The sequence below is a fragment of the Microbacterium sp. dk485 genome, from assembly GCF_004570445.1.
GTDB classification, from domain to species: Bacteria; Actinomycetota; Actinomycetes; order Actinomycetales; family Microbacteriaceae; genus Microbacterium; species Microbacterium wangchenii.
In genome coordinates, this window is record NZ_SPQW01000001.1 from 1,160,381 (window position 1) to 1,179,473 (window position 19,093).

General features: G+C 73.6%; 17 protein-coding genes. 5 read left to right on the forward strand and 12 right to left on the reverse strand.

The features are described 5' to 3' along the window. The first annotated feature begins 27 nt into the window (after positions 1-27). The 3 genes from E4V99_RS05450 to E4V99_RS05460 are packed head-to-tail and all read left to right on the forward strand — an operon-like array spanning position 28 to position 3,008. Positions 28-285: a glutaredoxin domain-containing protein gene (locus tag E4V99_RS05450; RefSeq protein ID WP_135062707.1), complete on the forward strand. Its 258-nt coding sequence runs from the start codon at positions 28-30 to the stop codon at positions 283-285. Positions 286-319: 34 nt separating this feature from the next. Next, complete coding sequence (locus tag E4V99_RS05455; protein ID WP_135116614.1) at positions 320-1,207, forward strand: LLM class flavin-dependent oxidoreductase; 888 nt, start codon at positions 320-322, stop codon at positions 1,205-1,207. A gap of 55 nt (positions 1,208-1,262) precedes the next feature. Then, on the forward strand, positions 1,263-3,008 hold the full coding sequence (locus tag E4V99_RS05460) for an aldehyde dehydrogenase family protein (protein ID WP_167758044.1): 1,746 nt from the start codon (positions 1,263-1,265) through the stop codon (positions 3,006-3,008). A gap of 13 nt (positions 3,009-3,021) precedes the next feature. On the opposite strand, the gene pip is transcribed toward E4V99_RS05460, so the two are convergent. After that, the gene (gene pip, locus E4V99_RS05465) at positions 3,022-3,996 is read right to left on the reverse strand and encodes a prolyl aminopeptidase (RefSeq protein ID WP_135116616.1); all 975 of its coding nucleotides are present in this window, start codon (positions 3,994-3,996) and stop codon (positions 3,022-3,024) included. Positions 3,997-4,083: 87 nt separating this feature from the next. Between pip and E4V99_RS05470 the strand changes: the two genes are divergently transcribed. Together E4V99_RS05470 and E4V99_RS05475 are read left to right on the forward strand one after the other, a co-directional pair. Continuing rightward, complete coding sequence (locus E4V99_RS05470; protein ID WP_348630731.1) at positions 4,084-5,838, forward strand: sodium:proton antiporter; 1,755 nt, start codon at positions 4,084-4,086, stop codon at positions 5,836-5,838. A gap of 58 nt (positions 5,839-5,896) precedes the next feature. After that, positions 5,897-6,367: a dehydrogenase gene (locus tag E4V99_RS05475; RefSeq protein ID WP_240742918.1), complete on the forward strand. Its 471-nt coding sequence runs from the start codon at positions 5,897-5,899 to the stop codon at positions 6,365-6,367. A 109-nt stretch (positions 6,368-6,476) separates the two neighbouring features. Here the strand turns inward: E4V99_RS05475 and E4V99_RS05480 are convergent, their stop codons facing one another. From E4V99_RS05480 to E4V99_RS05530, 11 genes are all read right to left on the reverse strand, one after another. Next, positions 6,477-7,316 (reverse strand): hypothetical protein, encoded by an 840-nt coding sequence (locus E4V99_RS05480; protein ID WP_135062699.1) that lies wholly within the window; start codon positions 7,314-7,316, stop codon positions 6,477-6,479. Next, positions 7,313-7,990, reverse strand: a complete 678-nt coding sequence (locus E4V99_RS05485) for a response regulator transcription factor (protein ID WP_135062697.1) — start codon at positions 7,988-7,990, stop codon at positions 7,313-7,315. The genes E4V99_RS05480 and E4V99_RS05485 overlap by 4 nt, the downstream gene beginning before the upstream one ends. Then, positions 7,978-9,330 carry a histidine kinase gene (locus E4V99_RS05490; RefSeq protein ID WP_135116617.1) on the reverse strand — a complete coding sequence of 451 codons (1,353 nt, stop codon included), beginning with the start codon at positions 9,328-9,330 and terminating at the stop codon, positions 7,978-7,980. The genes E4V99_RS05485 and E4V99_RS05490 overlap by 13 nt, the downstream gene beginning before the upstream one ends. Positions 9,331-9,495: 165 nt before the next feature. Further along, positions 9,496-10,089, reverse strand: a complete 594-nt coding sequence (locus tag E4V99_RS05495) for a fasciclin domain-containing protein (protein ID WP_135062693.1) — start codon at positions 10,087-10,089, stop codon at positions 9,496-9,498. A gap of 141 nt (positions 10,090-10,230) precedes the next feature. Beyond that, complete coding sequence (locus E4V99_RS05500; RefSeq protein ID WP_135116618.1) at positions 10,231-11,907, reverse strand: serine/threonine-protein kinase; 1,677 nt, start codon at positions 11,905-11,907, stop codon at positions 10,231-10,233. After that, the gene (locus E4V99_RS05505) at positions 11,904-13,166 is read right to left on the reverse strand and encodes an FHA domain-containing protein (protein WP_135116619.1); all 1,263 of its coding nucleotides are present in this window, start codon (positions 13,164-13,166) and stop codon (positions 11,904-11,906) included. The genes E4V99_RS05500 and E4V99_RS05505 overlap by 4 nt, the downstream gene beginning before the upstream one ends. Further along, positions 13,163-14,029, reverse strand: a complete 867-nt coding sequence (locus E4V99_RS05510; RefSeq protein WP_135116620.1) for a protein phosphatase 2C domain-containing protein — start codon at positions 14,027-14,029, stop codon at positions 13,163-13,165. Before E4V99_RS05510 ends, E4V99_RS05505 begins: the two co-directional genes overlap by 4 nt. Further along, entirely contained in the window at positions 14,026-14,349 is a 324-nt protein-coding gene (locus E4V99_RS05515; protein WP_167747683.1) for an FHA domain-containing protein, read from the reverse strand. Before E4V99_RS05515 ends, E4V99_RS05510 begins: the two co-directional genes overlap by 4 nt. After that, on the reverse strand, positions 14,346-16,850 hold the full coding sequence (locus tag E4V99_RS05520) for a transglutaminase-like domain-containing protein (protein ID WP_135116621.1): 2,505 nt from the start codon (positions 16,848-16,850) through the stop codon (positions 14,346-14,348). Before E4V99_RS05520 ends, E4V99_RS05515 begins: the two co-directional genes overlap by 4 nt. Next, positions 16,847-18,112, reverse strand: coding sequence for a DUF58 domain-containing protein (locus E4V99_RS05525; protein WP_135116622.1), 1,266 nt, complete (start codon positions 18,110-18,112; stop codon positions 16,847-16,849). The genes E4V99_RS05520 and E4V99_RS05525 overlap by 4 nt, the downstream gene beginning before the upstream one ends. Next, complete coding sequence (locus E4V99_RS05530) at positions 18,112-19,083, reverse strand: MoxR family ATPase (RefSeq protein ID WP_135062679.1); 972 nt, start codon at positions 19,081-19,083, stop codon at positions 18,112-18,114. The genes E4V99_RS05525 and E4V99_RS05530 overlap by 1 nt, the downstream gene beginning before the upstream one ends. Positions 19,084-19,093: the final 10 nt, after the last annotated feature.

A 19,093-nucleotide genomic window follows, 5' to 3' on the forward strand; every position in this document is an offset into this window, starting at 1 on the left:
CATCGGCGCTCCCCTAGCGTGGAAGGCATGTCTTCTACTGATCCCGTCACGATGTTCGGCGCCGACTGGTGCCGCGATTGCCGCCGCACGAAGGCCCAGCTCGACGAGCTCGGCCTGACGTACCGGTACGTCGACCTGGAGGCCGACCCGGCCGCGGCCGACGTCGCGCGGGAGATCTCCGGACGCACGAACATCCCGGTCGTGGTCTACCCCGACGCCTCCCACCACGTCGAGCCGACCAACGCCGAGGTGGAAACCAAGCTCCGGGAGCTCGCCCTCATCTGACCCGCGCGTCGGCGGCCCGTGCCAGAGTGAGCGCATGAACGGCATCGGCGCGATCTTCACCCCGTACTTCCCGCCTGAGGCGCTGCGCGACGCCGCGCAGGCCGCCGAGGAGTCCGGCGTGCCGGAGTTGTGGCTGTGGGAGGACTGCTTCCGCGAGTCGGCGTTCGCCACCGCCTCCGCCGTCCTGGCATGGACGACGCGGATGCGCGTGGGCATCGGTGTGGCGCCCATGCCGATGCGCAACGTCGCGCTCACGGCGATGGAGATCGCCACCGTCGAGCGGATGTTCCCCGGCCGCCTCATCCCCGGCGTCGGGCATGGCGTGCAATCGTGGATGGAGCAGATCGGCGCTCGCGTGGCCTCGCCCCTGGGTCTCATGCGCGAGTACGTACCCGCGCTGCGATCACTCCTGGCCGGCGCCGAGACGAGCGCTTCCGGCCGCTACGTGTCCCTGGACCGCGTCCGGCTCGACTGGCCTCCGGCCGACCCGCCGCCGGTCATGGTCGCCGGGGAGGGCCCGAAGACCGTGCGCCTCACGGGGGAGGTCGGCGACGGCACCGTACTCCCGGCCGGCAGCACACCCGAGCGCGTGGCGAGCACCCTCGCCCTGGCCCGGGAAGGCCGCGCGGCGGCGGACCGGCCCGGACCGCACGAGCTCGTCGTGTTCGTCGAGGCGGCCTTCGATCCCCGCCATGCTCCGCCGGCCGCGAGCGATCCGGCCGCGAGCGATTCCGCACCGGTCGACCCGGCTGACGGTGCCGCGCCCGTCGCGGGCGCGCCGGAGGAGGTCGCCGCCGCGCTGGAGCCCTACTTCACCGCCGGCGCCACCCGCGTCATCCTGCAGCCGCCGCTGGCCGACCGCAACCTCACCGGATTTCTGGCCGGGGCTGGCGCGGTCGCGAGGCTGCTGCAGGCCGCCTGATCGGACGCCCTTCAGGGGCCGCGCCTATGCTGGGTGCCACCGAAGGAGAGCTCCCGTGACCCTCGAGCAGCCCGCCGCCATCCTCCCCGACGCTCCGCGCGAGCAGATCGAGGCCGACCTCGAGGCCCTCACCACCGGCTCGCGCGTGTGGTCGACCCTCGGCCTCGACCAGCGGGCGCGTCTGCTGGGGCGCCTGCGCGACACCGTGGGCGCCGCGGCCGAGGACTGGGCACTCACCGCCGCCGTCTCCAAGGCCCTCCCCGCCGGCTCACCGCTGCGGGGCGAGGAGTGGCTGAGCGGCCCGTACACGACCCTCACGGCGCTGGATGCTGCGGTGCGCACGCTGCGCGCCCTCGCCGGCGAGCGCAGCCCCCTCGACGGCGTGCGTCTCACCGACGCCCCCGGCGGCCGCATCCGCGCGCACGTACTCCCGGCCGAGCCGATCGACCGCGTACTGCTGTCGGGATTCCGCGGCGAGGTGTGGCTCGAGCCCGGGGTGACACGCGCCGAGGCGGTCGCCGCCGCGGGACTGGGACAGCGCACGCCCACGCGCTCGGGCGGCATCGGCCTGGTGCTGGGGGCCGGCAACGTCACCTCCATCCCGGTCCTCGACGTGCTGTACGAGCTGCTCTCGGCCAACCGCGTCTGCATGCTGAAGGTGAACCCCACGCAGGACGCCCTCGTCCCGGTGTTCCAGCGCGCCTTCGCACCGCTGATCGAACTGGGCCTGCTGCGCATCGTGCGGGGCGGCGGCGACGTGGGCGCGTACCTGACGCAGCATCCGGCCTTCTCGCACGTGCACATCACCGGGTCGGCGGCGACCTTCGACACGATCGTGTGGGGTACCGGCGAAGATGCGGCGCGCCGCCGAGCCGCGGGCGACCCCGCCCTGAGCGTGCCGATCACCGCCGAGCTCGGTGGGGTGTCGCCGATCATCGTCGTGCCGGGGCGGTGGAGCGATGCCGACCTCCGCTTCCAGGCCGAGCACATCGTCACGATGCGCCTGCAGAACAGCGGGCACAACTGCGTCGCCGGGCAGGTCGTCCTCCTCAGCGCCGACTGGCCCCAGCGCGGCGCCTTCCTCGCGGCACTGCGCACCGCGTATGCCGCGGCGCCAGCCCGCACGGTCTGGTATCCCCGCAGCAGCCAGACCCTCGCCGCGGTGGCCGAGGCCTACCCCGACGCGACGTGGTCGGCGGACGGCACGCGCGCGATCGTCCAGGTCGACCGGGATGCCGCCGCCGATGCCGTGCAGACCACCGAGTACTTCGCCCCGGTGCTCGGCGTGCTGGCGCTCCCCGGAACCGGACGCGCCTTCCTCGACGCCGCCGTCGCCCACGCCAACGACCGGCTCACCGGCACCCTCGGCGCCAACGTGCTCATCGACCCCGCCACCGAGGCCGAGCTCGGCGACGGCCTCGACGACGCGCTCGCCGGGCTGCGCTACGGCAGCATCGCGGTCAACGCGTGGACCGGTGCGATGTTCACGGTGCCGGGCCTGTCGTGGGGCGCCTTCCCCGGCGGCACCCTCGAGCACGTGGGCAGCGGCATCGGCGTCGTGCACAACGCGCGCCTGCTCGACCGGGTCGAGCGCTCCGTGATGCGCGGGCCGTTCCGCCCCTTCCCCCGCATGATCCCCGCAGCGGTGCGCGGCCGCGGCACCTTCACGGTGCTGCCCAAGCCGCCGTGGTTCGTCACGGCGCGCACCGGTGCAGAGGTGAGCGAGGGGCTCACACGCTTCCGTGCGGGCGGGAGCCCCGTGGGTCTGGCGGCGACCCTCGCGAAGGCCTTCCGCGCCTGACCCGTCGCCGGGGTCAGGCGAAGCGGTCGGCGGCCCCGCGCAGGGCCCGGGCGATCCCCGGCTCCGTCGCGGAGTGGCCCGCGTCGGGCACCACGACGAACTCGGCCTCCGGCAACGCCCGGTGCAGATCCCACGCCGTCATCATGGGCGTGCAGGCGTCGTACCGGCCCTGCACGATGACGGTGGGGATGCCGCGCAGGCGCACGGCGTCCTCGATCAGCTGCCCCTCCCGGAGCCACCCGCCGTGAACGAAGTAGTGGTTCTCGATGCGGGCGAACGCCGTCGCCGTGGCCGGGTCGCTCATCTCGGCGATGAACCCCTCGTCGGGCACGAGCGTGACGGTGGCGGCTTCCCAGCGGGTCCACGCCAGCGCGGCGGGGCCGTGCACGGCAGGGTCGGGATCGTTCAGGCGCCGGTGGTACGCCTCGATCATGCGTGAGCGCTCGAGCACGGGGATGGGGGCGACATACTCGTCCCACAGGTCGGGGAACAGCGCCGACGCGCCGCCCTCGTAGAACCACTCCAGCTCGTGACGGCGGAGGGTGAAGATGCCACGGAGGACGAGTTCGCTGACCGCATCCGGGTGCGCCTCCGCGTACGCGAGGGCGAGGGTGCTCCCCCACGATCCGCCGAACACCTGCCACTGCGCGATCCCGAGATTGCGGCGCAGCAGCTCCATGTCGGCGACGAGGTGCCACGTGGTGTTGTGCCGCAGGTCGGCGGTGGGATCGCTCGCGTGCGGCGTCGACCGGCCGCATCCGCGCTGATCGAACAGGATGATGCGGTACTTCTCCGGGTCGAAGAAGCGTCGCTGCCAGGGACTGGAGCCGCCCCCCGGGCCGCCGTGCAGGTAGACGACCGGCTTGCCCTGCGGGTTGCCGCTCTGCTCCCAGTAGAGCCGCTGGCCGTCGCCGGCCAGGAGCATCCCCGTCTCGTACGGCTCGAGCGGGGGATACAGGATGTCGTCGAGGTGGGCCGGCGCGCTCACGCTCGGTGTCCTTTCGAACTCATGACTTCACCGTAGCGGTGAACAGGACCCGGTCACGGCGCGCGGGGGCCGCCCTATGCTCTGAGGGTGCTGGAGACGCTCCTGGTCGTGGTCGTCGCGGTCGTCGTCATCGCCCTGGCCACGGCGCTGGCTCCGCGCGTGAACGTCGCGGGGCCTCTCGTGCTGATGGCCATCGGCCTGGGCGTGAGCGTGCTGCCGTTCGTCCCGGCGTGGGAGATCGACCCCGAGTGGATCCTCGTCGGGATCCTGCCGCCGCTGCTGTATTCCGCCGCCGTCCAGCTGCCCGCCGTGGAGTTCCGCCGGGATCTCGGGCCGATCGCGGGCCTGTCGGTGCTGCTCGTGGTTCTCTCCTCCGTTGTGCTGGGGGTGGTCTTCACGCTGCTGATCCCCGGCATCGGCCTGCCCCTGGGCATCGCGCTCGGCGCGATCCTGAGCCCCACGGATGCGGTCGCCACCTCCATCGCGAAACGTCTGGGACTTTCGCCCCGCGTGGTGACGATGCTGGACGGCGAGAGCCTGCTCAACGACGCCACGGCGCTCGTGCTGCTGCGCACGGCGGTCGCGGCGATCGCGGGCGGCTTCGCGTTCGGCGACACCGTGTGGGCGTTCGTCTGGGCCGTGGCGATCGCCCTCGCGCTGGGAGCGGGAATGGGGTGGGTGAACCTCCGCGTGCGGCAGTGGGTGGCGCATCCGGCGGCCAACACCGCCCTGAGCTTCACCGTCCCCTTCCTCGCGTACCTCCCCACCGAGGCGCTCGGCGGCTCCGGCCTGGTGGCGTCGGTCATGGCGGGCATCGTGACGGGGCAGGGCGCAGCGCGTCGCTTCACGCCAGAGCAGCGCATGAGCGACCACCTGAACTGGCGCACGGTCGAGCTGCTGCTGGAAGGTGCCGTGTTCCTCATCATGGGACTGGAACTGAAGGAGATCGTCCGCGCGAACGTGGAGGAGCACGAGGGCGTCTGGTACGCCGCATCCCTGGCCCTGGCGGCGCTGGGCATCACGCTGGCTGTGCGAGCGGCGTACGTGTCGGTGCTGATCTGGGCGCAGGGCCGGCGCAGCCACCCGCGGCGCCGGGTGCGTGCGGATGCGGCGGGCGAGCGTCTGGACGACCTCGAGGCCCGGCTCAACCGGCGCCTCCCCGCCGACACCGCCGATGCTTCCGGCAAGGCGGCCGAAGCCCGCGTGCGCGGCCTGCGGCGCCGCCTCGCGTGGATGCGCGGACGCATGACGCGAATGATGAGAGACCTGGACTACTACCGCGACTCCCCCCTCGGGTGGCGCCACGGCACGGTGATCGTGTGGGCGGGGATGCGGGGCGTGGTCACGCTCGCGGCCGCACAGACCCTGCCGGCCGAGACCGCCAACCGGTCACTGCTGGTCTTCGTCGCGTTCCTCGTCGCCGTGCTCAGCCTGACGCTGCAAGGGTTCACCCTGCCGTGGCTGGTGGCCAGGCTGGGATTGTCGGGCGAGGGGACCGACCGTCCGTCCCGCCACGATCAGCAGTCGCTCTGGGCCGAACTGCAGGCCGCCGCGGCGGAGGCCATCGCCGCCGGGCGCGTGCGTCGTCGCGACGGCGGGGCGTTCCCCGAGGATGTCGCCCGGCACGTGACGGCACGGCTGACACGCGAGCCGGAAGAGGACGAGACGGCCCGCGCACGCGAGCTGCTGGAACTGCGGGTCGCACTCATCGCGGTGATGCGCGAGCGCCTCGTGGCGGTGTCGCGCGACGGGCGCTTCAGCACCGCGGCCCTGCGGCAGGCCCTCGCAGAACTGGACGCCGACCAGCTGAGTCTCGAGCTGCGGCTCGACGGTGAGGACTGACCCCTCGCCGCGGGCCGGAAACAGGCACAATAGAAGGGCGGGAGGTGTCATGAGCGACATGCGAGACATGGCCGAGATCGCGCACACCCGGCCCCAGGCACCCCGGGCCGACACGAGCCCGCTGCATCTGCCGCATCCGGCTGCCCAATGCCCCAAGTGCTTCACCGAGCTCCAGCGCGACCGGGACTGGTGGCTCGCCCGCCCCGCCGGCGCGCGCCTGGTGGGGCTCGTGGTGTCGCGACCTGGCATGCCGTCGGTCGTGCAGCAGCGCGACGACCTGACCCGTTTCGGCGTGCCCATCGAAGGCTTCCGGCATCCCTCGCCCGAAACGCTCGAGGACTGGTCGGAGCGACTCGCGCGGTTCTTCGCGACGCTGGGCCGCGGCGATGTGCTCGTGGTCGCCAACGTCCACGCCCTCGGGACGACGCTGGAGGAGGAGACCCGCGCCGTCTCCGAGCTGCACGCGCGCGGCGTCGTGGTGAAGGTGCTCGGCCACGGCGGCCGCCACCTCTACGACACCGGCCGCTGACGCCCACCCTCTCGCCGAAAGCGCACCGACCCGGCGAGTGTGCACCGGATACGGTGCACTCTGGCCGAGTCGATGCACTTTCGGGGCCGCGGAGGCGGCGGGGGCGGAGTCAGTCGGCGAGGAGACGGGCGTTGCCGGCGGCGACCTCGACGAACACCTGGGCGGATGCGTCGGACGCGGTGCGCAGGCCGTTGTCGAACCCGCCCGCCGAGACGTCCGAACGCACGTCGTACACGTCGTCGGGGAGGGTCAGCTGGAGCGATCCGGCACTGACGGTGGCGCGGACCTCCGACGGGGCCGAGCCACCGAGGCGTGCGAACAGGTCGCCTGCGCTCACCTGCAGATCGGCTTCCCGCACACCGTCGATGTCGATGTCGGCCCGGCCGGCGCTGACGTCGGCGACGAGCATGTCGGCGCTGCCGGTGACGGTCATCTCGCCCGCACCCATGCCGAGATCCAGCTCGCCGAACGCGCCGTCGGCCGTGAGGGAGCCGGCCCCGACGGACAGCCGCGCGTCGGAGCCTTCCAGCTCGGCGGGCAGGGTCAGGATGGCACGGCCGTTGCCGTTGCCGAACCACGACCCCCACATCACGCGCGGACTGTGCACGAGCAGCGTCTGCCCGTCGTGCCGGAGCGTCCACTCGCCGTTCGTGGAGTTGCGCACGTCGAGGGTCGCCTCCGTCACGTCGTCGAAGCGCACCGTGAGGTCGGCGGCACCGACTTCGATGTCGAGGTCGCTCACGCGGTCCACCTCGATGCTGCTGGTGCCGGTGTACGCGAACGCGGAGGCCATGCTCGCACGCATGCCGCTCCACACGACGGCCACGAGCACGCCGGCGCCGAGCAGCGCGACGAGGATCGTGATCACCCGGGCGGCGTCGCGATTGGGGCGCGGTCCGACCGGCTCGGCGGCCGGGGGAAGCGGCGGCGGGGTGAGCGTGCTGGTCATCGTCCTGCTCCTGTCTGCGGCGTGGATCCGCCGTGTTCGATGTGGGCGAGCGCGGCCTGCACGCGCCGGTTCCCCGACTCGTCCTGCTCGAGCCCGAGCTTCTGGAAGATCGCGGTGATGTGCTTCTCGACGCTCGCCTCCGACACGAACAGCGTCGCGGCGATCGCCTGGTTCGACCTGCCTTCGGCGATGAGGGCGAGCACCGAGCGTTCCCGCTCGGTCAGCCGCTGCATCCGCTCGTCGCGGCTGCGCCGGCCGAGCAGTTGCGCGACGACCTCGGGGTCGAGGACGGTGGCACCTTCGCCGATGCGTGCGACCGACTCGAGGAACTCGGCCACATCGGCGACCCGGTCCTTCAGCAGGTACCCGAGCGCGCCGCCGCCTCCCCCGATGAGGTCGGTGGCGTAGCGCTCCTCGACGTACTGCGAGAGGACGAGGACGGGAAGCTCCGGATGCTGCGACCGCAGCCGGGCGGCGGCGCGGATGCCCTCGTCGGTGTAGGTGGGCGGGAGCCGCACGTCCAGGATGCAGAGGTCGGGGGCGGTCGCAGCGACGGTCTCGTCCAGGACGGAGGCGTCGGGGAGGGAGGCGACCACGTCGTGCCCCGCGTCGACGAGGAGCCGGACGAGCCCCTCCCTCAGAAGAACGCTGTCTTCACAGATCAGAATGCGCACGGCACACTCACCTCCAGAGCGGTCGGGCCGCCGTGGGGGCTGTCGAGGCGGTAGGTGCCGCCCGCGCCGACGATGCGGTTGGAGATGCCGTCCAGGCCTCCCCCGGGCAGAATCCGTGCGCCGCCGATGCCGTCGTCCTCGACGCGGGCCCACAGGGTCCCGTCGTCGCGCCGGCGGACCACGACGCGCACGGCGCTCGCGCGGGAGTGCTTGGCGGCATTGGTGAGCGACTCCGCGATGGCGAAGTACACCGCCGCCTCGGCGCTGCGCTCGCACCGGCCCTCGATGCGTACGTCCAGCTGCACGGGCACGTGCGAGCGGGCGGCGAGCGCCGACAGCGCCGCATCCAGACCGCGGTCGTCCAGGACCGATGCGTGGATGCCGCGGGCCAGCTGGCGCAGTTCGGTGATGGCGGCCTTGGTGGAGGTGTGCGCCTCCTCGATGAGCGCGGTGGCCGCGGCCGGGTCGTCGTCGATCTTCTGCCGCGCCAGGCCCAGGGTCATGCCGACGGAGACGAGGCGCGGCTGGACGCCGTCGTGCAGGTCGCGCTCGATGCGGGTGCGCTCGACGTCGGCGGCCCGCACGGCCCCGGCCCGCTGCTCGGCGGACTGCCGGGCCTGCGCGGCCAGCTGCGCCTCGCGAGAAGGCACCATGATCAGGCGCGAGAGCACGCCGTGCAGGATCGCGACACCGATGAGCGCGGCGGCCGACAGCGCCACCATGACCGGCCCGACCACGAAGGCCCACGTCGCGGGCAGCTCCAGGTCCCAGCCCCACAGGCGGGAGACGCCTTCACCGGCCAGCAGCGGCGACAGGGTCAGGGCGATGCCCGACACCAGGACCGCGACCAGCAGGATCGTGACGAGGCCGAGCGCGGTCGCGATGGCGAAGTTCGCGATGCCCCGCCACACGCCCGGATCGATCGCCTGACGCCAGAACATGAGCAGGACGCCGCCGAATCCGGGACGGGGACGGCGGCGCAGCGCCGGCGCGGGAACGCCGACGTGGTACAGCCCGTCGATCCGTGCCGCCTCCAGCCATGCCACGGCCCACAGCGCGTAGACGAAGCCGATGAGCAGCAGCAGACCGATCCCGAGGACGACGGCCGTGCCGATCCCCGTGCTCAGGAGCGTGATCAGCACGGTCAAGACGACCGGTCCGACCACCCCGAGCGCGGCGAGCTGCGCGAGAGCGACCAGAACCCGCACGGGGGAGGCGACCGGTGAGCGGACGGCGGAGGCCGCGGCGGGGCGGGGGCCGTCCGCGGGTGGGGACCCGGGTGCGGGCCCGGTCGCGGGTGCGGGAGGCGACGCGGGCGCCGCAGCGGTGTTCGAGGTCATGTCCCCACGCTAGAGCCGGGGGCGCGCCACCGCCCCCGAGTTCTCCCGACGCCTCGTTCGGGGTTTCCCTACCCCTGCTCGCGCCGCATATGCGGCCGCGGGCATTCCGTACTGCGCGAACCCTGCCCCGCGACGCCCGGACCGGGCGCCGCGGGACACCCAGCATCAGAGGGCGGGGACGAGCACGCGGTCGATGGTGTGGATCACGCCGTTGGTCGCGGGGATCCCGATGGCCCACGGCACGAGCTTCGGGTCCTTCAGCGCCGGCGACTCGTCGCGCAGGGTGATGCCGCGCGGCTGGATGGTGCCGCCGTCGGCCATCGTGAGCGACTTCGACGTGATCACGCGGATCGGACCGAGCTTCTGACCCGGGACGACGTGGTACAGCAGGATGGTGGTGATCTGCTCGGTCGTGAAGGTCGACGTGATCGCCGCCAGCGCATCGGCCTCGGACGCCGGACGGGATCCGGTCAGATCTTCCACCAGGCGCAGGAACGCGCGGTCGTTCGGTGCGAAGACCGTGTACGCGGTCGAGGTGTCGGCGAGCGTGGCATCGAGCCCCGTGGCCACGACGGCCTGCACCAGCAGGTCGTAGTCCCACGGGTTGCCGTCGGGAGTGCCGCCGCCGGATGCGCCGACGGCGACGTCGACGATGGTCCCGGACGGGGCGGAGCCTCCCGTGGCGTGCGCGGGGGCGGCGGCGAGCGCGAGACCCGCGGCGGCCGCGAGGGCGACGGTGAGGCGCAGCGTCTTGTTCATCTTCCAGCTCCTTCGATGGCGGCACCCGACCGGGGGTGAGCGGGCGTCCACAGGGTTATTCCGCCCGAACGCCCGATCTGGATGCAGCCGCGCCGAAGTCCCGGCCTGCTGAGGCCGCGGGGAGGGGAGGGAAGGATGGGGTCAGGGGGCGCAGGCGGTGGCCGGGTCGGAGGCCTGCCCGTTCGCGCGGCGGATGAGCACTTCGACGCACGTGGTTCCGGAGGGGTCGGCGGGCACCGTGACGGTGGTCTCCGACACCGACTGCAGCGCCGTGTCGCCGCCTCCGCGCTCCACGACACCCCACAGGTACGCGTCGCCCTGCGCGGGGTCGGGGTTCACCCACGTGAAGACGACGCCCTCGGGCGTGACCGTGCCGGTGAGATCGGCCGGAGGCGCCGCCGTGACGGGGATCACATCGATCGGCTCGTCGGTGGGTGCCGCCGTCGGCGTCGGCTCGCCCCCGCCACCGAGGACCGTGGGCAGGGAGAGGGCGAGGATGACGGCGATCACGAGGACGAACGCGCCGGCGCCGACGGCGAACCACAGTCCGCGGCGCGACGCCGGCGGTGCGGCCTCGGGAGCCGGCGCGCCCGGGTCGCCCGACAGATCCGGGGTCGGCTGGGTGTACGTCGCCGCACCGGCGCTCGCGCCGCCGGGCGCGGCCGCAGCAGGGGGCGGGACGGCGGGACCGGCCGGATGCGTGGGCCGGAGAGGTGCGGCCGACATGCGCGCGGCCGGGGCCTGCGGGATCACCGACGGCGGCCGGACGCGGGTGGCGTCGTCGGCGACGGCGCGGCCGGTCGCCGCCTCGGGCGCCCACTGGTCGTGCCGCGGAAGCGGCGGCCGCGTGGGGCCGGCGGCGGGGTGGGTCTCCGGGTCGATGCTCACGACCCCGCGGACGCGGGTGAGGCCGTCATCCTCGTCGTCCACGACCCCGTCGGGCGTGCCGTCGTCGAGGATGTCGATCGGCGTCACGGCGTGCGCGGACTCGATCTGCACCTTCTGCAGCGCACGCGCGAACGCCAGTGCGGTGTCGTACCGGTCGGCGGGAGACTTGGCCATCGCCCGCTCGAGCACGCGCTCCAGCGAGGGCGGAGCATCCGGCCGGCCCAGGGGCGGCAGCGCCAGCGTCTCGATGCGGGAGATGAGCTCCGCGCCGGTGTTGCGGTGGCCCACGAGCTCGAACGGGGACCGCCCGGCCAGCAGGCTGTACACCGTGGCGCCCAGCGACCACACGTCCGAGCGCGCGTCGCCGGTGGGCACCGCGGCCAGCGCCTCCGGGGGTGACCACGGGATCGACAGCCCGCCCGCGTCGGCGGCGCCGGCGGTCGTCGACGCGATGCCGAAGTCGGTCAGCGCCGGACGGTTGTACTCGGTCACGAGGATGTTGGCGGGTTTGATGTCGCGGTGGAGCACGCCGGCGCGGTGGGCGGTCTCCACGGCCGCCGCGACCTGCACGCCCACGCGCAGGGCCTCGGCCACCGAGAACGGCTCGCGCCGGTAGCGGGCCTGCAGGTTGGGCCGGGAGCAGTACTCCATCACCAGGTACGGGCGGCCGTCGCCGGCCACCCCGGCCTGGTGGATGGTGACGATCGCCGGGTGCGTCGACAGCATCGCCATGACGTTGGCCTCGGCGGTGAACTCCACGATCGACCCGCTCGTCATGCGCTCGGTGAGGAGCACCTTCACGGCGACCCTGCGCTTGGGCAGGTGCTGCTCGTAGAGGAAGACGTCGGCGAACCCGCCGGAGCCCAGCAGTTCGACGAACGTGAACCCGGGCAGGTCGGGGGGTGACTGCGGCGCGCGGCGCGAACTCACGGAACATCCTCGACGGCGACGGTGATCCCGTCGCCGAGGTCGAGCACGTCCCCGGGGACGACGATCGTCTGCTCGCCCGGGTGCAGACGCACCGGCTCCGCGCCCCGGCGCAGCAGCCGCGTGCCGTTGGTCGTGTTCAGGTCGGTGGCCAGGATGCTGTCGCCCTCGACGCGCACCTCGAGGTGGTTGCGCGAGATGTCCTGCTGCGGGCTGTCCACGGCGATGAGGTGCGGCAGGTCGGCGCCGCTGATGCGGGTCGAGCGGGGACGGCGTCCGATGATGACGGTGCGCTCGAGCAGCACGCTCTGCCCGCTGGAGACCCGCAGCAGCCCCGCGGCGGCGGAGGGCACGGGCGGCGAAAGCGGCGGCGCGACCGGCGGCAGCTCCCCGGCGGCGCGGAGCCGGCGTGCCTCCTCGAGGGTGATGGTGGCGTCCTCGGACTCCCCCTCTGCCTCGCCCGGGCCGCGGATGATCGTGGCTTCGATGTCTTCGTCCAGAGGCGGCACCGCGGCGGCCGGGGCCGCCGGCACCTCGGGCGCCGGGGCCGTCGCGGGGGCGGGCGCCGCCGGCGTGGGGACGGCGGCGGCGGGCGCCGGCACCTCGGGCGCGGCCGGAGTGGGGTGTGTCGGCGACGCATCGGGGGCTGCGGACGCGGCCGGGGCGTCGGCAACCGCCGGCGCGGCCGGAGGCTCGGGAACCGACGGCGCGTCCGCCTCCTGGCGCACCTCGGCCACGCTGTGCGGCTGCACCGGCTCGACGGGAGCGCCCGAGCGGCGCGGCCCGGCCGGCGCGGCCGCGGGCTGCGCGGCGGGAGCGGGGGACGCGTTCTCCTCCCGGGCGATCAGAACCGATGCCGCCGCGACGACGCCGTCGCGCAGGGGCAGGGCGGCGGCGACCGGGGCGGCGGGACCGATCACGAGTGTGTCGGCCGATCGGATGCTGCGCTCGATCCACGTGGAGACCCCGGCGCCGTCCACCCGCTCGGCGGCGGCGTCCGTGCCCAGCGACACCGTCAGGTCGCCGCGGACCGCGATCCGCCACCCGCCGTCTTCGTCGAGGGCGACGGCGAAGGGCGGGAGGGCGGACAGCGGCCCACCCGCGGCGAGCGCGTCGACGACGCCGGCCAGGCCTGCGCCGCGGTGCAGCTGCTCCCACACGGCCTCGGCCGTGGCATCCGTCGCAGGCTCACCGAGCACGGCGATAGCGTGCGGGGCGACGACGGCGCGCAGGGAACCGGGGGTGTAGCGCACGACGGTCATTGCAGTCCTCCTCGGACTCGCGCTTGCGCGCGTGGCAGGGTGTCGCCCTCGATCTCGTCGAAGGACGTGGACGGGATGGTCTCGCTGCCGTCGCGGACGCCGCGGATGCGCACCGCGAGCGCGTCGACGATCACCGCGGTGACGTTGTCGCGTCCGCCCGCCTCGACCGCCTCGCGCACGAGCCGTTCGGCGGCGGCCTGCGGGTGGCGCTCGGAGCGGAGGATCGCATCGATCCGCTCGGCATCGATCTCGGTGGGCAGTCCGTCGGAGCAGATCAGGATGCGGTCGCCCTCCTCCGCCGGCAGCAGCCAGAAATCCGGCTCGCTGTCGCTGCCGGCGCCGATGGCGCGCGTGATGACGTTGCGGCGGGAGTCCTTCGCGGCGGAGGCGGCGTCCAGCTGGCCCGAGTCGATGAGCTCCTGCACGACGGAGTGGTCCACGCTCACCTGCTCGAGCACGCCGTCGCTGAGGCGGTAGGTGCGGGAGTCGCCGAGGTTGACGGTGAGCCAGTACCCCTCCCCCTCGACGTCGGCGATCGTGACTCCGGCGAGGGTCGTGCCCGCGCCGGCGCCACCACCCTCGGGGAGCGCGTCGATGCGGCCCCGCGCCGCGCGCAGCGCCGCCTGCACGTCGTGGATCGTGAGGCTCTCCCGGCCGGCGAGCCGCGCGAACTCGTCGATCACGGTCGCGCTGGCGATCTCGCCCGCGTGGTGCCCGCCCATCCCGTCGGCCACGAGGAACAGCGGCGGCATCGCCAGGAACGCGTCTTCGTTGAGGGAGCGGCGGCGGCCCACGTCGGTCGCCGCGCCCCACACCACGGTCACCGGCGGGTCCGGCCGGCCGATGTCGCCTGCCCCGCTCATGCCGGCCCGCTCACGGTCGCGCTGCGGTCGCCGAGCTCGAGGCGGTCGCCGGGGCGCAGCGCGACGCGCTCTCCCGGGCGGAGGGTCGTGCGCACGCCGTCGCGCACGAGCACGGTGCCGTTGCGCGACCAGCGGTCGGCCAGCCACACCTCGGTGTGCTCGCCGCCGATCTCGAAGTGCGTCCGCGACAGCGACAGCGTCTCGTCGCGCACCACCACGGTCGCGCACGGCCCGCCGAAGGGGTCGCGGCCGAACACCGTCCGGCCGTACACCGCGACCTGCTCTCCGGTGTCCCAGGTGAGGACGGCGACCGGGTTCACGAGCTGCTCCCCTCGTCGCGCGACGACCGGATGCCGCGCACCGCGGCCCTCACGCGCTGCCACTGCGATGCGGCGCCCTGCCCGACGGCGGTGGCGCGTTCGCGCAACGGGCGGCGCTTCACGGCGGAGTCGGTTCCGTCATCCGACGCCGCGGCATGCGCCGAACGCACCGGCTTGGCGCGGACGACCCGGCGATCGGGCAGCGCGAATCGCGTGCCGGCCAGGAGCGACCGCACGTCCAGGCGGGCCTTGAGGCGACGCCAGAAACCGACGCGCTTCCCCATCCCGCCGACGATGCCGTCCACCTCGTGCCAGAACTCCTCGATCTCGGCCGGAGTCGGCTCGGACGGCCCGAACACCTCCGCGTCGGCCCGGCGCGCGAGGGTGGACACGTTCGGCTGATCGAAAGCGGTGCTCACGACCGAGGCGTCCTCCCTGCGCGTCCCACCGCGGCGGACGGGGGTGCCGTAGTCGCTCGCGCGGTCGATCAGCTCGTCCCAGCCGCCGCTGATGCGGTCGGCCGGACGCTCGGCCTCGCGCCTGCGGCGACGGCGTGCCGCCTTCAGCGCGCCCACGACGAGGAACGGCCCGAGCAGCAGCGTGAGCACCCCGAGGATGCTGGCCAGCACGATCGCGATGAGCCCGAGGATGCCCGCCAGCGGGTTCTCCTCGTCCTCCGCGCCGCGCTCGTCGGGCACGGTGGGCGGGAGGTCGACCGGTTCCTGCTCGGGCGGGGGCGGCTGCAGCACCTGCGGCTTCGGGTCGGCACGGGGCTTGGTGGTCTGGTCGGTGGGCACCTGGTCTTCGGGCGGCGTGGGGTCGAACGCGACCCAGCCCGAGTCCTCGAAGGCGACCTCGACCCACGCGTGCAGCGTCTCGCCGGTCGCGGTGAACAGTCCGCCGGCGTCGTCCTCCTCCGGGTAGAAGCCCATCACGACGCGAGCGGGGATGCCGAGCTGCCCGGCCAGCAGCGCCATGGTGACGGCGTACTGCTCGTCGTCGCCGATCCACTGGTCACCGCGCAGCAGCGTCGCGATGCGCTCGGCGCCATGGCCGGCGCGCGAGAGCACCTGCCCCTCCAGCCCGTGGCTGAAGAACCCGTCCTGCGACAGGGTCTGCTCCAGGGCCCGCACCTGCTCGATCGGGGTCGCGGCGTCGCCGACGATGTCGGAGGCGATCTCGGCGAATTCCGGCGGCACGCCCTTCTGCTTGGGCATGCGCAGCGGCGCGAACTTCTCGTCGGCCAGCCGTTCGTCGCTCGGGTCGCCGGGCAGGAGGGTCTCCAGCGTGTAGGCGTCGCCCTCGCCGAGGCGCATCGTCACGACGCCGGTCCCGGTGGCGTCGTTGTAATACGCGCTGCGGCGCAGCTCGTCGGCGCGCGGCCCGTCGAAGGCGACCGAGCGCACGGCCCCGGCATCCGGAAGCCACACCCCGCGCATGCCCGCGATCTCGATCCGGATCGTCGCGGGGGTTCCCTCGGCATCGGGCGACATGATGCTGCGCACCGGCGTGAACGCGCTGGAGGATCCGGCGCCGTCATCGGCGACGTTGTAGACGGTTCCGGTGTAGGCGTCCATCGTCGCCAGGCGGATGCGGCCGCCTTCGGGCAGGCCCGAGGCGGTGAACAGGGGCTCGTCGGCGAAGTCGCGCACGTACCCGCGGAAGGACTGCAGGGGGCTGGGGTACTGCCGCACGTCGAACGGGGGGATGACGACGTCGCGGAGGACGTAGCGCGGGCCCTCGGGCGCCGCGGCCGCGCCGACGGCGACGCCCGCGCCGGTGGCCACCGCCAGGACAGCGGCCCCCGCGATCAGGCGACGCGCGAGCATGCCGGTGGGCTCGCCGCCCTCTCCTACCGAGATGGCCGCGCGGACGGGCTGCCAGGCCTGACGCACGGCGATCCACACCGCCGCGACGAGGGCGAAGACGACCCCCTGCACGATCGGGGCGGCCGGCTCGACGGTGCCCAGTGCGATCTGGGCGACGAGGTAGGCCACCGCGGGGACCAGGGCCCACGCCGCCGGCCGGACGCGCAGGGCGAGGCTTGCCACCAGGACGGCGGCGACGAGGGTGAGGAAGAACGGCACCACGAGGTGGCTGTCGCCGGTGCCCACGGGCGCGACGGTGGTGAGCAGCTCCTTCCACGACGTCACGATCGCGAGAACCAGGCGCCACAGGGATTCCGGTGTCGGGATGAACCCGAGGAGCCCCATATGCGGCACCGCGAGGACGGTGCCGAAGAGGATGTAGGCGGCGAGGGTGAGACCCGCGATGACGAGCACGCCCCAGCGGCGCCACGTGGCGCCGGCGGCGATGGCCAGGCCGAGGAGCAGTCCGCCCAGAGCGGCGGGCAGGTACGCCGGTCCGCCGAAGGTCGGCCAGAAACCGGCGATCCCGACGGCCAGCAGCAGCGTCGTCGCCCCCAGATCCAGCGCCCACCGGCGCACTTCGAGACCGCCGATCACGCGCGGCTCCCCGTCGGGGCGGGCGGGCGCGGTCATGCGAGCACCCGCGCGAGGGCGGAGGGCAGCTGGTCGAGGGCGCCGAGGGAGAGCACGTCGGCGTCGGCGATGCGGCGGAGGGACGGCGCATCCACCGTCGTGTCAGCCACGACCACCAGGGCCCGGGCGCCGAAGGGCACGCGACCGCACGCGACGCGCAGGCGCGCGGCATTCACGGCGCTGCCGCACAGGAGCACAACCACGCTGGCCGCCGGGGCGGTGGCGGAGATGTGCCCGGCCAGATCGACGATGTCCCCCGTGCGCCCGCGCGCGTACGACAGCCCGGACAGTCCGTCCAGGAACTGCTTGCCGGTGCCCGAGGGCAGCTCGGCGCCCTGCACGCGCACCTCGACGCGCTGGGAGTCGCGCAGTGCCCGCAGGCCGAGCGATCCGGCCGCCGAGATGGCGAGTTCGAACTCGTCCGCGTCGGCGTAGTCGCCCGGGTTCCGGGACAGTCCGATCACGAAGTGGGAGCGCCGCGTCTCCTCGAACTGGCGCACCATGAGCGTTCCCGTGCGCGCCGTCGAGCGCCAGTGCACGTTCCGGCGGTCATCGCCCGGCTGATACTCCCGCAGCGCGTGGAAGGAGATGTCATCGCGGGAGAGGTCGGTGGCGGGAAGGCCCTCGAGGTCGCGGAGGAATCCGAGCGACTGCCCGTCGAACAGCACGGTACGGGGGTGCACGTACAGGTCGACCGGCTCATCGCGGCGGTGCACGCGCTCGAACACCCCGAGGGGGTCGCCGCGGACGACGCTGACGGGTCCAACCGCGAGCACGGCACGACGATTCGTGGGGATCGCGAACAGCTCCTCGGCCTCCTCACCCGGGGCCAGGCGCTTCACCGCGAACTCGCCGCGGCCGGCGCCGACGGGCAGCACGACGCGGGAGGGGAGGATCGCCCGCGAGCCGGTGTTCGCGAGGGTCAGCGCACCGACGGCCCGCTCCCCCACGACCACGCGCGTGCGGGTGAGGTCCAGGCCCACGTCGTAGTCGGTGCGGCCGATGAGGAACCCGGCGCAGATCACGAGCACAGCGGTCAGCACGAGGGCCGCGACGATGAGCTCGTGCCAGCCGAGCATCTGCCCGGTGATCCACAGGACGACCGCCGTGACGAACACGACCCAGCCCAGCGGCCGCACGACGCTCAGCACCTCCCGCGTCCCGCGCAGCACGCGCGCCGCCAGCGGCGCGGCGAGTTCACGCAGCGCCTCCGTGCGGGTGGTGCCGGCGGGCACGGTGGTGCCCAGCGTCTCGCTCGTCATCAGGCCGCAGACCTCGCCTGCGGTGCCGGGATCGACTCGAGCGTGCGGGCGATCACCGTCGCGGCGCTGACGCCGCTGAACTCCGCCTCCGGGTCGAGGACGAGACGGTGCGTCCACGCCGGCGCCACGAGCTCCTTGACGTCGTCGGGCACGACGTAGTGGCGGCCCTGCGAGGCCGCCCGCACCTTGGCGATGCGCACCATCGCGAGCGACCCGCGCACCGAGACGCCCACGCGGGTGGAGGGGTCGGTGCGCGTGGCCTCCGCCAGCTGGGCGATGTAGCGCAGGACGGCGGGTTCGGCGTGGACGCTCGCGGCGAGGTCTGCCATGTCGGCAACCGCGGAGGTGGTGATCAGCGCCGGGAGGCTCGCCGACGGGTTGCGGTCGGCGGCGCCGGCGAGGATCCGCTCGGCGATGGCGAGGTCGGGGTATCCGATCGAGGTCTTGATCAGGAACCGGTCGAGCTGCGCCTCGGGGAGCTTGTACGTGCCGGCCTGCTCGATGGGGTTCTGGGTAGCGATGACGAGGAACGGACGGCCCACCTCGTGCGCCACGCCGTCCACGGTCACGCGCGACTCCTCCATGACCTCCAGCAGCGCCGACTGGGTCTTCGGCGAGGCGCGGTTGATCTCGTCGGCGAGCAGGATCGAGGCGAACACGGGGCCGCGGTGGAACTCGAACTTGTGGCTGGCCTGGTCGTAGATCGTCACGCCGGTGACGTCGGAGGGCAGCAGGTCGGGTGTGAACTGGATGCGCGCGCTCGTGCCCTGCACCGTGGCGGCCAGGGCCTTCGCCAGGCTCGTCTTGCCCGTGCCCGGCGCATCCTCCAGCAGCACGTGTCCCTCGGCGAGCATCGCCGACAGGACGAGACTGACGACCTCGCGCTTGCCCATCAGAGCACGGTCGACGTTGTCCACCAGGCGCGTGAAAGTGGTCTCGAACCAGGCGGCCTGGTCGGGGGTCATGGTCATGCGGTCATCC